The sequence below is a fragment of the Streptomyces sp. NPDC001108 genome (genome assembly GCF_053598535.1).
Map to the genome: position 1 here is coordinate 186,407 of NZ_JBSFKL010000002.1, position 14,737 is coordinate 201,143.

At 71.5% G+C, this 14,737-nt stretch carries 9 protein-coding genes; 7 read left to right on the forward strand and 2 right to left on the reverse strand.

The window, feature by feature from the left end; translation table 11 throughout:
* Positions 1-208 precede the first annotated feature (208 nt).
* Positions 209-793: an SMI1/KNR4 family protein gene (locus ACWC97_RS05660; protein WP_450647626.1), complete on the forward strand. Its 585-nt coding sequence runs from the start codon at positions 209-211 to the stop codon at positions 791-793.
* Between the two features lie 53 nt (positions 794-846).
* Here ACWC97_RS05660 and ACWC97_RS05665 read toward each other — a convergent pair whose 3' ends face one another.
* Positions 847-1,881, reverse strand: coding sequence for a hypothetical protein (locus tag ACWC97_RS05665; protein ID WP_450647628.1), 1,035 nt, complete (start codon positions 1,879-1,881; stop codon positions 847-849).
* A 660-nt stretch (positions 1,882-2,541) separates the two neighbouring features.
* Between ACWC97_RS05665 and ACWC97_RS05670 the strand changes: the two genes are divergently transcribed.
* The 6 genes from ACWC97_RS05670 to ACWC97_RS05695 all read left to right on the forward strand — a co-directional run bounded on the left by ACWC97_RS05670 (position 2,542) and on the right by ACWC97_RS05695 (position 11,538).
* Positions 2,542-3,036 carry a DUF6328 family protein gene (locus ACWC97_RS05670; RefSeq protein WP_352277109.1) on the forward strand — a complete coding sequence of 165 codons (495 nt, stop codon included), beginning with the start codon at positions 2,542-2,544 and terminating at the stop codon, positions 3,034-3,036.
* Between the two features lie 1,038 nt (positions 3,037-4,074).
* Positions 4,075-4,677: a hypothetical protein gene (locus ACWC97_RS05675; protein ID WP_450648184.1), complete on the forward strand. Its 603-nt coding sequence runs from the start codon at positions 4,075-4,077 to the stop codon at positions 4,675-4,677.
* A gap of 73 nt (positions 4,678-4,750) precedes the next feature.
* Entirely contained in the window at positions 4,751-5,443 is a 693-nt protein-coding gene (locus ACWC97_RS05680; RefSeq protein ID WP_450647630.1) for a spermidine synthase, read from the forward strand.
* Between the two features lie 225 nt (positions 5,444-5,668).
* A complete protein-coding gene (locus tag ACWC97_RS05685; protein WP_352277106.1) occupies positions 5,669-6,406 on the forward strand; it encodes a response regulator transcription factor in 738 nt (245 codons plus the stop codon).
* The gene (locus ACWC97_RS05690) at positions 6,403-7,479 is read left to right on the forward strand and encodes a HAMP domain-containing sensor histidine kinase (RefSeq protein ID WP_352277104.1); all 1,077 of its coding nucleotides are present in this window, start codon (positions 6,403-6,405) and stop codon (positions 7,477-7,479) included. Before ACWC97_RS05685 ends, ACWC97_RS05690 begins: the two co-directional genes overlap by 4 nt.
* Before the next feature lie 258 nt (positions 7,480-7,737).
* Complete coding sequence (locus tag ACWC97_RS05695; RefSeq protein ID WP_450647632.1) at positions 7,738-11,538, forward strand: multifunctional oxoglutarate decarboxylase/oxoglutarate dehydrogenase thiamine pyrophosphate-binding subunit/dihydrolipoyllysine-residue succinyltransferase subunit; 3,801 nt, start codon at positions 7,738-7,740, stop codon at positions 11,536-11,538.
* Positions 11,539-11,682: 144 nt separating this feature from the next.
* Here the strand turns inward: ACWC97_RS05695 and fxsT are convergent, their stop codons facing one another.
* Positions 11,683-14,676, reverse strand: coding sequence for an FxSxx-COOH system tetratricopeptide repeat protein (gene fxsT, locus ACWC97_RS05700; RefSeq protein WP_352277101.1), 2,994 nt, complete (start codon positions 14,674-14,676; stop codon positions 11,683-11,685).
* Between the last annotated feature and the right edge of the window lie 61 nt (positions 14,677-14,737).

The window sequence follows — 14,737 nt, forward strand, 5'->3', positions numbered from 1 at the left end:
CCATTGTTCCCAGGGATGTGTTCGCTCTGAGCGATCAACCGGAAGCGCTCCCGTGTCGCCGGTCTCTTCGTTTCGCAGCTAGGGGTCACCGTTCGGTCGCGGTGCAGAACCGACGGCCGCGCGCTTCGTCCAGCAGGGGCAAGAAGCGCCGAGCGTCCGAAGCAACAGCCTCCGAAGCGTCAACCCTTCCGCACTACAGTCCCGGCTCGTGACCGATGCCACCCACCGCACTGCTACGGACGACGACGCGCTCCTGAAGAGACTGCACGCACTCGCATGGGGCGCCGGAGGCGCAATCCCCTCCCGCAGAAGCCTCCCCGACACGCCCTTCCCGCCTGTCACGCTCGCCCAGGTCGAGCACGCGGAGCAGAAGCTCGGGTATCGGCTGCCCGCATTGCTTCGCCGCATCTACACCGAGATCGGCGACGGAGGGTTCGGGCCGGATGGCGGCCTCGCATCACTGATACCGCGCAGCATTCCGCACTGGCACTTCCCGGACTGGCACTGTGCAACCACCGTCCACGACCAGCGGCCAGGATGGGGGCCACCGGCATCGTGGTTCTTCCTGACGGGTGGCGGCTGCACCATGGAGTGGCACGTCTCCCTGACAGCGATCGACAACCCGGTGCTGCTCTGGGACGCCGACGGTTGGGAACCAGACTGGGGCCAGAACCCCCACGATGGCCTGCGCTACGCGGCACCGTCTCTGCGTCAATGGCTGTGGACCTGGGCGGACGGAGGGGACGTGTGGGACGAAGCGCTGGCGCACATCAAGCAGGACGTCAGCAACTGAACGTGACCCACCAGGCGTCGGGTCCATGCGCGGACGGGGCCGAGGCGAGTCGCTCAGAGCAAGGAGGACCAGGGGTCGTCGTCGTACGGTTCGGGCTTCTCGGGGTGGAGCATGCGGCGAACACAGCGCAGGAGTCCGGGTTCACCGGTTCCGGCGGCGGCACGCATCCACGGCAGGGCGTCCATGGCGTGCGCGCGTTCGTCCGTGGCGAGGGTGTCGACGGTCCGGTGGAGATCCTCGGGGATGGGCTCATCGGTGAGGCAGAGCCAGCCGATCGCCGCGGCCAGGCGGACTTCGGGGGCGTCCGTCCCGTCACGCCACCCCTCACGGAACCACGGGACGGCCGACGGCCCTACGTGAGCCCGGGCGGTCTCGGCGACGGCGAGGAGCAGGGCGGCGCGGACCATGACGTCATGCTCGGCGGCGAAACCGGCGGCAAGGGCGCCCCGCACCACGAGGTCGGGGTCGGCGGCCGTGGCCAGGGCATAGGCCGCGTCGATGCGGATGGCGGGGTCGGAGTCGTTGAGAAGCGGCAGGAGGACGGAGGTTCCGGCGGTGATCGCGGCCCGGGCGGCAGACACCGACCAGCCTGCCGGGTAGCCCGTCACCTCGACACCGTAGTCGTCGTAGTCGTCGGGGGCGTGACGCCGGGGGTCGTTGCGATGGAGGAGGAATTCGTCGCGGGAGGCGACGCCATGATGCCGGGCGCGGGCCGGGCCGGAGAGCACGGCAAGGGCGGCAGCGCGGTGAGGGTGGCGGGTATCGGCGGCGATGGGGATCAGGAACGGTACGGCGAGGGCGGCCGCGGCCCGGCTGTCGTTGGCGCACAGGCCGCCCAGCACGTCCGTCGCGCAGCGAACGGGACCCTCGCCGGTGCGCAACAGGCGAACGGCTGCCCGGGCGTCGTCACCGTGCGGGAAGTTCCCCCACGGAACGGCTTCGGGAAGCAGCCCGTTCCGGTTCCCGGACTGGACGGCAGCGACCACCGCCCGCACATCGAACCCGCCTCCCGCGAACGATGCCGGATCCGCCCCGTTCACCAGCGCCCGGCACATCGCGAACGTCGAATCGGTCCGCCAATCCCTCACACCGCACCCCCATGATCGAATCTCCAGAGACTCCATCATGAATACCTTCACACCGAGGTTCCCACCCGGACGACGATGCGCCGCACCGCATGTGGCGGTTAATCTGCACCGGCTTCCTCACATTTCAACTCACGTCGAAAAAATTCCACGAGCTGTCGCAGAATTTTCGGCAGGCAAGTCTCCAGTTCGCCCCTTCCGAACGCGCTGTCCGAGCTGGCGGCCAGGTCGAGACACCGTCCACCACCCGAACCACCCCGACGCCGTTCGTCCGCATGGGGCGACTTCTGCTGGACGGCCTCGGTCCCGATCTTCTCCCCTTCGTTCCAGGCCATCGTGCGCCGCCGTTTCGGCCGGTTCTCGTTTCTCCCGCAGGCATACGCGCATCGCCGTGCCCCGTGGCGGGCTGTGCGTTTTATTCAACAGGGGATGACCGATCGATTCGACATTCCCTTGCGGCTCCTTGTGATTCGGTCGCATCACGACCGAAAGAGGGCCACCTCGGGAATCACCGGGCCCCTGACGGCGACCCGGACGGGCGCCGGTGCTCCCGGACACCCGTCCCGGACTACCCGCACGGAGCCCCCGCGACCGCGCCGGGTGCTGCCCCTCCGAGCTGAGCAGCGGTGGCGCGGCCGGGGCGTGGGGGAAAAAATGGGGCCCATGTCGCACATCTCGCGGAGATCCGCGGCCGCGTCCCCTCATGGTGAGGAGACGCCTGCGGAGCGCGCCGACCGCAATCTGGTCGAGCTGCTCCAGGAGCTGCGGGTCGTGCAGACGGGGGTGCAGATCGTCTTCGCGTTCCTGCTCGGTGTGGCGTTCACCAACCGGTTCCCGGATCTCGACAGCTACGAGCGCGCCACGTACGTGGTGACGCTGCTGCTCACCGTGGTCTCCTCGGCCGTGCTGGCGACCCCGGTCGCCCTGCACCGGGGGATGTTCCACCGGGGCGTCAAGTCCCGGATCGTCGCCCTGTCGGCGCAGTTCGCGCAAGTCGGTCTGGTCTTCCTCGCCCTCGCGCTCAACGGGGCCGTTCTCCTGCTGATGACGGTGGTCCTCGGCCGGGTCGCCGGCATCGCGATCACGGCCGCCACCCTCTGCCTCTTCATCGTCCTGTGGTTCATCCTCCCGAAGGCGCTGCTCCGCCCGCCTCCGTGAGCCGGGCCGGGCGCCCCGCCGTGGCCCCGGCGTAAATCCGCCGGGGGCCACAGCGGGGCGGCGGGCAGAGTACGTGCATGGACGACAAGGACGACCGGGGGCTGAACCCGGACGGAACGATCCGGCGAGAGGGCTCGCCGAGCCGGGTGCCCGCGCCCTTCGCCCCCGTCGTGGCGGCGGCCCGGACCCGGATCGCCGGGACATTCGGCGCCGCGCGGCTGCACAGCGCGTACGTCTACGGCAGCATTCCGCGCGGCACCGCCGTTCCCGGGGTCAGTGACCTGGACCTGCTGGTGGCACTGCGTGGGGCGCCCACCGCCGACGACGCGGCGGCCGTCCGCGCCCTGGAGGCCGAGCTGGACGCCGCCTTCGACCAGATCGACGGGGTCGGGGCGCTGCTCCACGACGCCGCCACCCTCACCAGCCGCCTGGAACGCCACGACCTCGGCTTCTTCGTCGCCTGCCTCTGCACCCCGCTGCTGGGCGAGGACCTCGCCGCACGGCTGCCCGCCTACCGTCCGACGCCCCTGCTCGCCCGCGAGACCAACGGGGACCTGGGCCTCGCCCTGCCGCTCCGGCGGCGCCGGGTCGCCGGGGCCGCCACGGACGCCGAGCGCCTGGCCCTCTCCCGGGGTGTCGCCCGCCGTCTGGTCCGGACCGGTTTCACCCTGGTCATGCCGCGGTGGCGGGGATGGACCAGCGATCTGGCCGAGTCGGCCGAGGTGTTCGCCCGCTACTACCCCGGCCGCCCCGAGCGGATCGCGCAGATGCGCCTCGCCGCCCGCACCGGCCGCGCCCCCCTCCCCCGACCCGGCGGTCCTGACGCCCCTCGTCGAGGACCTGGCCCCCTGGCTGGCGGCCGAGTACCGCGCGGTGCACGGGGAGAAGGCGCCCCGCCCGTGAACTATCGGGCCGGCTCCGCCCGATATAAGAGGTGTGAAGCTGTTGCGCCCCGGGGGAAGGTCCGTCGGCGCCGCGCTCGACCGGAACTCGCCCGAGCTGCGCGAGGTTCTGCTCGCCGAACGGGGTCCCGGCCCTGTGAGCGCGCTGTCCCTCCTCTATCTCCGTTCCCGCGCGCTCCCCGTCACCGCGGCCGCCCTCGCGGGCGTCGTGCTCGTGGCCGCCTGGTCCGCGGACCAGCTCCAGGACCGGCCGCACTTCGACCACACCGCCCGCGCCCCGGTCGTCGTGCTCGCCCCGCTGCTCGCCGCCGCGGCGATCGGCACCGCGCTGCACTCGCACGCCGAGGAGCTGGACCGGACCGCCGCCCGGCGGTGGTGGCCGCTTCTGCTGGCGCACCTGGTGGTGGCGACCGCCCTGGCCGCGGGGGCGTTGGCGGCGGCGGTGCCGGGGCATCCGGAGGCGTTCGGCGCCCCGGCCATGGTGCGCAACGTGCTCGGCTCGACGGGGGTGACCGTGGCGTCCGCCGCCCTGCTCGGCGCCCGGCCCAGCTGGCTGCCGATGACGGTGTACGGGAGCGCCGTCTACCTGGCCGCGCCGAACGAGCCGGGCCGGGCGGCGGCGCTCTGGGCGTGGCCGCTGCAGCCGGGCCCGGAGGCCGGGGCCTGGGCGGTGGCGCTGGCGGCGTACGGGGCCGGGGCCGCGCTGCTCGCGGTGCGCGGGCCGGGCCGGTCCCGGTAACCGGCTGGCCCCGGGCCGTGCCGAGAGGCCAGGATGGCGGGGACCCCCGCCCCCACGACCGGAGAGCCATGCCATGCCCGACTTCGCCCGTACCGATGACTCCTCCCCCGTCACGCTCGACCGCCGGGACGGGCCGTACGGGGAGGTGGTCCTGCGCAGACGGGGGGGCGACTTCGAGATCATCGCCAACGGGTGCTTCCTGATGGACACCTCGGACGGCCGGTCCGAGCGGCTGCTGATCGACGCGGCGCTGGCGGCGCTCCCCGCCGACCGGACGGCCCCGTCCGTGCTCATCGGCGGGCTCGGGGTCGGCTTCTCGCTCGCCCGCGCCGCCGCCGAGCCGCGCTGGGGGCGGATCGCCGTCGCCGAACGGGAGCGGGCGATCGTCGACTGGCACCGGGAGGGGCCGCTGTCCGGGATCTCCGGTGCGGCGCTCGCCGACCCCCGGACCGGCATCCTGACGGTCGATCTGGTCGAGTATCTGCGTACGACTACCGACCGTTACGACGCCCTGTGCCTGGACATCGACAACGGCCCGGACTGGACCGTCACCGAGGACAACGGCACCCTCTACTCCCCCGCCGGGCTGGCGGCCTGCCGGGAGCGGCTGACACCGGGCGGCGTTCTCGCAGTGTGGTCCGCACAGCCGTCCGCCGACTTCGAACAAGCCTTGCGAAATGCCGGATTCATCAGCGTAAGAACCGAAGAAGTCAGCGTTGCCCGAGGTGTTCCCGACGTGGTGCATCTCGCACTCCGGACACTCTGAGACCCTCCACCGGCCCTCCACGCCCCCCCGGCGCCCCGGTGTCCGGGCATCGCGCGACGGCCGGGACGCCACTTCCCCGCAGCCGGGGCGTTACACCCTGCGTAGCCGAGAGCGGGTCGCTGCCTTTACGCTGGCGACCCGTAATCGGGACACTACGAAAATCCACAAGCGAAGACCGTGCGTCCGGGGGAATGGCCCCCGTGAGAACGGGGCAGGGGCGGGGCGATGGAACAGACACACACCACCCAGACCGGTGTCGCGGCCACCCCGGGCGCGCAGCGCCGGGTGCTGGTGGTCGAGGACGACGCCACGATCGTCGAGGCCATCTCCGCCCGGCTGCGGGCCGAGGGCTTCCTCGTGCAGACCGCGCTCGACGGGCCCGCCGCGGTGGACGCGGCCGAGGCGTGGCAGCCCGATCTGATGGTGCTCGACATCATGCTGCCGGGCTTCGACGGCCTGGAGGTCTGCCGCCGGGTGCAGGCCCAGCGCCCGGTGCCGGTGCTGATGCTGACCGCCCGGGACGACGAGACGGACATGCTGGTCGGCCTCGGCGTGGGCGCCGACGACTACATGACCAAGCCGTTCTCGATGCGCGAGCTGGCGGCCCGGGTCCATGTCCTGCTGCGCCGCGTCGAGCGCGCCGCGCTGGCCGCGGTGACCCCGCGCAGCGGCATCCTGCGCCTGGGCGAACTGGAGATCGACCACGCGCAGCGCCGGGTCCGGGTGCGCGCCGACGACGTCCACCTCACGCCGACCGAGTTCGACCTGCTGGTCTGTCTGGCCAACACGCCGCGCGCGGTGCTCTCCCGGGAGCAGCTGCTGGCCGAGGTCTGGGACTGGGCGGACGCCTCCGGCACCCGTACCGTCGACAGCCACATCAAGGCGCTGCGCCGGAAGATCGGCGCCGAGCGCATCCGTACCGTGCACGGTGTGGGATACGCCCTGGAGACGCCGGCTCCATGACCCGGCCCGGCTCCGGCCTGCGTCCCTTCTCGATCAAGGCGAAGATGAGCACGCTCGTCGTGCTCTCGGTCTTCATCACCACCGGTCTGCTGCTGGTGGCGGTGCGCACCAGGACCGAGCTGCGGTTCATCACGGTGTTCTCGGTGATCGCGACCCTGCTGATCACCCAGTTCGTGGCGCACGGGCTGACCGCGCCGCTGGACGAGATGACCACCGTGGCCCGGTCTATCTCGCACGGCGACTACACCCGGCGGGTGCGCGGCGCCGGCCGCCGCGACGAGCTGGGCGACCTGGCCCAGACGATCAACCGCATGGCGGACGACCTGGAGGCGGTGGACCGGCACCGCAAGGAGCTGGTCGCCAATGTCTCGCACGAATTGCGCACCCCCATCGCGGCGTTGAGAGCCGTGCTGGAGAACGTCGTGGACGGGGTGTCCTCGGCCGATCCGGAGACGATGCGCACCGCCCTGAAGCAGACGGAGCGGCTCGGGCGGCTGGTGGAGACGCTGCTGGACCTGTCCCGGCTGGACAACGGCGTGGTGACGCTGAAGGCCGGGCGGTTCGAGGTGTGGCCCTATCTGTCGGGGGTGCTGAAGGAGGCGAATCTCGCCGCCGCGCACCGGGGGCTGGCCTCCGGTTCGGGGAACCACACCCGCAAGGACGTGCATCTGGCGCTCGACGTCTCGCCGCCGGAGCTGACGGCGTACGCCGACGCGGAGCGGCTGCACCAGGTGGTGGCCAATCTGGTCGACAACGCGGTCAAGCACAGCCCGCCGCACGGCCGGGTCCAGGTGCTGGCCCGCCGCGGCCCCGCCCCGGAGTCGCTGGTGCTGGAGATCATGGACGAGGGGCCGGGCATCCCGGAGGCGGAGCGCCACCGGGTCTTCGAGAGGTTCAACCGGGGCGCGGTGCCCTCCCCGCACGGGCCCGGCAGTGACGGCGGCACCGGTCTCGGCCTGGCGATCGCCCGCTGGGCGGTGGACCTGCATGGCGGACGCATCGGGGTGGCCGAATCCGAGCGCGGCTGCCGCATTCAGGTCACTCTTCCGGGGGTACCTCGGCAGCGAGGTTGACATAGGGTTCGAACCGGAGGGACGCGTTCTGCGTGTTCCGTTCCAGGGGGTGCGACCCGAAGGGCCGTAGCCGTGGTTCCGCGTACCCAAAGGGAAGCGGAACCATGCTTGTTTCCCGCCAATTCCTGCACCGAAACCCGCCTTCCAGTGTGACTTGCGCGACGAAGACCGGCCCGGCCTGCGTGTTACGGCCGGGGAGGCGTAGCCTTGATTTCCGCTGTCCATCACCTTGTGAAGCGGAAGAGGGCGGTTGCCGCCGTGTCGTCTCAGTCCCCCAGTAACTCCAGCATCTCGACCGACCAAGCCGGCCCGGGGTCGAACCCGGCCGCTGCCTTCGGGCCCAACGAGTGGCTCGTCGACGAGATCTATCAGCAGTACCTCCAGGATCCCAGTTCGGTCGATCGCGCCTGGTGGGACTTCTTCGCCGATTACAAGCCGGGTACGTCCGGCACGGCGGACAAGCCCGTTCCCGGCGCCCCGGCCGCAGGGGCCGCGGTGACCCCCACCCCCTCCGCTCCGGCCCCGGCCGTGCCCGCCCCGGCGGCGCAGGCCCCCGCACCGGCCGCGCCCGCTCCGGCGAAGGCGGCCCCGGCCCCGGCCCCGGCGAAGGCCGCTCCGGCCCCGGCAGCGAAGGCCGCCGCACCGGCCGCCGCCAAGCCCGCCGCCGCACCGGCCGCCGAGGCCCCGGCCGGCACCGAGTACGTGACGCTGCGCGGCCCCTCCGCCGCCGTCGCGAAGAACATGAACGCCTCGCTGGAGCTGCCGACGGCCACGTCCGTGCGCGCCGTCCCGGTGAAGCTGCTCTTCGACAACCGCATCGTCATCAACAACCACCTGAAGCGCGCCCGGGGCGGGAAGATCTCCTTCACCCACCTCATCGGGTACGCGATGGTGCAGGCCCTCAAGGCCATGCCGTCGATGAACCACTCCTTCGCGGTGAAGGACGGCAAGCCGACCCTGGTCAAGCCGGACCACGTGAACCTCGGCCTCGCCATCGACCTGGTGAAGCCGAACGGCGACCGCCAGCTCGTCGTCGCGGCCATCAAGAAGGCCGAGACGCTCAACTTCTTCGAGTTCTGGCAGGCCTACGAGGACATCGTCCGCCGCGCCCGCAACGGCAAGCTCGGCATGGACGACTTCACCGGCGTCACCGCCTCGCTGACCAACCCCGGCGGCATCGGCACCGTCCACTCGGTGCCCCGCCTGATGCCCGGTCAGGGCCTCATCATGGGCGTCGGCGCGATGGACTACCCCGCCGAGTTCCAGGGCACCTCCCAGGACACCCTGAACAAGCTGGGCATCTCCAAGGTCATGACGCTGACCTCGACGTACGACCACCGGGTCATCCAGGGCGCCGCCTCCGGCGAGTTCCTGCGGATCGTCTCCCAGCTCCTGCTCGGCGAGAACGAGTTCTACGACGAGATCTTCAAGTCGCTGCGCATCCCGTACGAGCCGGTCCGCTGGCTCACGGACATCGACGCCTCGCACGACAACGACGTGACCAAGGCCGCGCGGGTCTTCGAGCTGATCCACTCCTACCGGGTCCGCGGCCACGTCATGGCCGACACCGACCCGCTGGAGTACCGCCAGCGCAAGCACCCCGACCTGGACATCACCGAGCACGGCCTCACCCTGTGGGACCTGGAGCGGGACTTCGCGGTCGGCGGCTTCGCCGGCAAGTCGATGATGAAGCTCCGCGACATCCTCGGCGTGCTGCGCGAGTCGTACTGCCGCACCACCGGCATCGAGTTCATGCACATCCAGGACCCGAAGCAGCGCAAGTGGATCCAGGACCGGGTGGAGCGCACCCACACCCAGCAGCCGGAGCGCGAGGAGCAGCTGCGCATCCTGCGCCGGCTGAACGCCGCCGAGGCGTTCGAGACCTTCCTGCAGACCAAGTACGTCGGCCAGAAGCGGTTCTCGCTGGAGGGCGGCGAGTCCGTCATCCCGCTGCTCGACGCGGTCATCGACTCCGCCGCCGAGGCCCGCCTCGACGAGGTCGTCATCGGCATGGCCCACCGCGGCCGGCTCAACGTCCTGGCGAACATCGTCGGCAAGTCGTACGCGCAGATCTTCCGCGAGTTCGAGGGCAACCTCGACCCCCGGTCGATGCACGGCTCCGGCGACGTCAAGTACCACCTGGGCGCCGAGGGAACCTTCACCGGCCTGGACGGCGAGCAGATCAAGGTCTCGCTGGCCGCCAACCCCTCGCACCTGGAGGCGGTGGACCCGGTCCTGGAGGGCATCGCCCGCGCCAAGCAGGACATCATCAACAAGGGCGGCACGGACTTCACCGTCCTGCCCATCGCGCTCCACGGCGACGCGGCCTTCGCGGGCCAGGGCGTCGTCGCCGAGACGCTCAACATGTCGCAGCTGCGCGGCTACCGCACCGGCGGCACCGTGCACGTGGTGATCAACAACCAGGTCGGCTTCACCGCCGCCCCGGAGTCCTCGCGCTCCTCGATGTACGCCACCGACGTGGCGCGCATGATCGAGGCGCCGATCATCCACGTCAACGGGGACGACCCCGAGGCCGTCGTGCGCGTCGCGCGGCTCGCCTTCGAGTTCCGGCAGGCCTTCAACAAGGACGTCGTGATCGACCTCATCTGCTACCGCCGCCGCGGTCACAACGAGGGCGACAACCCGGAGTTCACCAACCCGCAGATGTACACGCTGATCGACAAGAAGCGCTCGGTGCGCAAGCTCTACACCGAGTCCCTCATCGGTCGCGGCGACATCACCCTGGAAGAGGCCGAGCAGGCGCTCCAGGACTTCCAGGGCCAGCTGGAGAAGGTCTTCGCCGAGGTCCGCGAGGCCACCTCGCTGCCGGCCCCGGCGTCCATGCCCGAGGTCCAGCCGGAGTTCCCGGTCGCCGTGACCACCGCGGTCTCCCCGGAGGTCGTCAAGGTCATCGCCGAGTCCCAGGTGAACATCCCCGAGCGGATCACCGTCCACCCCCGCCTGATGCCGCAGATGCAGCGCCGCGCGGCCTCGGTGGAGAACGGCACGATCGACTGGGGCATGGGCGAGACCCTGGCCATCGGCTCGCTGCTGATGGAGGGCACCCCGGTCCGGCTCGCCGGCCAGGACTCCCGCCGCGGCACCTTCGGCCAGCGCCACGCGGTCCTCGTCGACCAGGTGACCGGCGAGGACTACACCCCGCTGCTCTACCTCGCCGACGACCAGGCCCGCTACAACGTCTACGACTCGCTGCTCAGCGAGTACGCGGCGATGGGCTTCGAGTACGGCTACTCGCTGGCCCGCCCCGAGTCGCTGGTCATCTGGGAGGCCCAGTTCGGTGACTTCGTCAACGGCGCGCAGACCGTCGTCGACGAGTTCATCTCCTCGGCCGAGCAGAAGTGGGGCCAGACCTCCGGCGTCACGCTGCTGCTGCCGCACGGCTACGAGGGCCAGGGCCCGGACCACTCGTCCGCCCGCCCGGAGCGCTTCCTCACGCTGTGCGCGCAGAACAACATGACGGTCGCGATGCCGACCCTGCCGTCGAACTACTTCCACCTCCTGCGGTGGCAGGTGCACAACCCGCACCACAAGCCGCTGATCGTCTTCACCCCGAAGTCGATGCTCCGTCTGAAGGCGGCCGCGTCGAAGGTGGAGGAGTTCACCAGCGGCGGCTTCCGCCCGGTGATCGGCGACGACTCGGTGAACCCGGCCGACGTCCGCAAGGTCGTCTTCTGCGCCGGAAAGGTCTTCTACGACCTGGAGGCCGAGCGGGTCAAGCGCGGCGTCACGGACACCGCGATCATCCGGCTGGAGCGCCTGTACCCGCTGCCGGGTGCCGAGCTCCAGGCCGAGATCGCCAAGTACCCGAACGCCGAGAAGTACCTCTGGACGCAGGAGGAGCCGGCCAACCAGGGCGCCTGGCCGTTCATCGCCCTGAACCTGATCGACCACCTGGACCTGGCCGTCGGCGCCGACGTCCCGCACGGTGAGCGCCTGCGCCGCATCTCGCGGCCGCACAGCTCCTCCCCGGCGGTCGGTTCGGCCAAGCGCCACCAGGCCGAGCAGGCCCAGCTGGTCGCCGAGGTCTTCGAGGCCTAAGGTCTTCCGTTTGGATCAGGCCGGCTCAGCGAGCCCGGCATGATCCGGACGAGAGGTCCTGACCCGCTGCCGTACGGAAGGGGGCCCGTTCCCGCGAGTCGATCGCGGGGGCGGGCCCCTTCGGCGTGCGGCCGTCGTCCCCGGTCAGACGGCCGGGGGTTCGAAGTCCCAGTACGGGCGGGTGCGGGAGCGGGCCGAGACGGTGTGGACGTGCTGGGCACCGAGGGTCGCGGAGAGGTCTTCCAGGGCCTCGCTCTCGATCTTCTCGGCGCGCTGCCGTTCCCGCAGGCCGCGCAGGTCCGCGGCGTGCGCGATCCGGGCGGAGAGGGTCAGCGGATGGGTCCGGCCCAGGGCCTCGGCGGCCCGGACGGCCACCAGGTCGGTGAGGGCGGCCGCCGACTCCGGGTCGCCCACCAGATTGCGCAGCGCCGAGGCGTTGATCGCGCAGCCCAGGCTCCACGGGTGGTTCTCGCCCACGGCCCGGGTCATCGCGGCGAGCGAGTGCTCCAGCAGCTCGTGGGCCCGGTCCCGTTCCCCGACGTTGCGCAGGATCAGGGCGTGGTTGGCCCGGGTGCCCGCGACGAACGGGTGGTCCTCGCCGAGCATGGCGACGTACCGCCCGATCACCTCCTCGCTCATGGACCGGGCCCGGTCGATGTCGCCGTGCTGGCGGACGAAGCAGCTCTGGGTGGCGGCGACCATCATGGTCAGCGGGTCGCCCTCGCCGAGGACCCGCTCGCAGCGCTCCAGGGCCCGGGTGAAGAGCGCCGACGCCTGCTCCCGGTCCCCGGAACGGTAGTGGCACAGGGCGAGGTTGTGCTCGGCCCGCAGGGTCTGCGGGTTGTCGGGGCCGAGGACCATGCGGTGCACCCGCAGGCTCTGGTTCTGGAGCGAGAGGGCGTCGCCGTACCGGCCGAGGAGGCGCAGGTCGGTGGTGTAGTTGATCTCGGAGGCCAGGGTCCAGGTGTGGCGCAGGCGCAGCAGCCGGCGCCGGGCGTCCAGGGTGCGGCGGTTGAGCTCCAGGGACTCCCCGTACCGGCCGAGCAGCCGGAGCGAGACCGCCAGGTTGTTCTGGGCGTTGAGGGTCCGGGCGTCCTGGTCGCCCAGGAGTTCGCGGTAGGCGGCGAGGATCCAGCCGGAGATCTCCAGCGCCTCGTCGTACCGGCCCAGGCCGCGCAGGTCGGCGGCGAGGCCGCCGGCGGCGCGCAGGTGCTCCAGGTCGTGGGCGCCGCGCTCGGCGCGGAGGCGGTCGACGGCGGCCCGTTCGATGGCTTCCGTCCCGGCGTAGTCGCCGACGGCGCGCAGCAGGTTGGCGTAGTTGTAGGTGAGGTCCCAGAGGCGGGGGTGGTTCTCGCCGAGGAGTTCCCGCCAGGCCCGTACGGCGCGTCGGCCGAGCTTGATGCCGGCCTGGTACTCGCCGGAGAGGTAGAGGTAGCGCAGGCAGTTGAGGACCAGGACCTGTACGGCGGGGTCGGTGCTGTTGAGGACGTCGGCCCATTTCAGGTGCGGGGTGATCTCCGCGTAGGCGGGCCAGAGCCGGGTGTCGATGGGGCGGCCGGGGTCGGCGGCGACGAGGGCCCGGCGGACCACGTCGACGAATTCGCGGCGGTCGCGTTCGGGCATGTCCGTGCCGACGATCTGGTGGACCATGCGGTGGACGTAGAGCGATTCGCCGGACGACGCCTCCTCGTCGGCGGTCTCGTGGGACTCCAGGCGGACCACGGAGTACTGGCGGAGCTGGCCGATCGCCCTGTTCCACAGCAGCGGATCGTTCATCAGGCCGGAGAGCTGCTCGGGGAGTTCGCCGGGTGGCATCTTGCGCAGCAGCCGTACGGGGATGGAGCCGGGGGCGAAGAAGCTGCACAGGCGGAGCAGGTCGACGGATTCCGGGACGGTCTCCTTGAGCTTGTTCAGCAGGATCGACCAGGCGGTCTGGAAGGCGAGCGGGAAGTCGGCGGAGACCTTGACGACGTCCTGGTCGATGCCGCCGTCCAGGAGCCGTACGTACTCCGCGACGGACATGTCGGAGTCGTTGAGCCAGCCCCCGGTCTGGTCGAGGAGGAGCGGCAGGTCCTCCAGGGCCTCGGCGAGGCGCCCGGCCTCGGCCCGGCTCAGCCTCGGGGCGCGGCGGCGGATGAAGGCGACGGACTCGTCGCGCGAGTAGACCGGCACCCCGACGAGGTGGCTGTTGTACTCGCTCCATCTGCGGTTGCGGGAGGTGATCAGGACGTGTCCGGGTCCGCTGGGCACCAGGTCCCCGATGTCGCCGGGTTCGTCGGCGCCGTCGAGGACCAGCAGCCAGTGGGAGTGCGGTTCGCCGCGGCGCAGCGCGTCGTGGACGGCGCGCAGCCGCTCACCGTACTCGGCTCCGGTGGACAGCCCGAGTTCGGGGGCGAGTTCGGCGAGTTTCTGGCGGTAGAGGGCGCGGCGGTCGGCGGGGACCCACCAGACCACGTCGTACTCGGAGCCGAAGCGGTAGACGTACTCCGCGGCGAGCTGGGTCTTGCCGGCGCCGGGCATGCCGTGCAGGGTGACGACCCCGGCGCCGGGTCCGGCGTCCTGGAGGGTCCGGTAGACGGAGCTGAGCAGTTCGTCGCGGCCGGTGAAGCGGATGTTGCGGCGCGGTACCCCGCCCCACACCTCGGAGGGGTCGGCCGGGTAGCGGGGGCCCTGCCGGGTGCCGGCCGGTTCGGGCAGCGGGTCGGTGGGCAGGCCGAGGCGCGCCAGGAGCCGCCGTTCGGCCTCCTCGGCGCCGACGTTGGTCAGGTCGGCCGCCGCGAGGACGGAGGTGGCGCCGGGCAGGGGGGCGGTGGTGACGCTGACGGCGGCGAACCGGTCCGGGTCGGCGGCGACGACCGCGCGCAGGGCCCGGTTCCACTCCTCGTGGCCGCGCGGGCCGAGCTGGAAGTACCAGTCGCTGAGGACGATGAGCACCCGGCCCCGGGCGAGCGTCAGATCGCGCAGCAGCTCCTCCAGCGGCACCTCCGCCCGGGGGTCCCAGCGCTGCCGGACGACCGCCGTTCCGCGCCGCTCCAGCCGGTCGGCGATCCAGGCCGCCCAGGCCCGGTTGAATCCGGCGAAGCTGATGGTGACGGTGGACGTCCCGGTTGCTCCGGCTTCCTCGCGCGTACCGGGCATTGAACCGTCTCCCTACGGGAATCGAGTGTGTCGATGTACGGGCCGGGCGGCACCGGGCCGG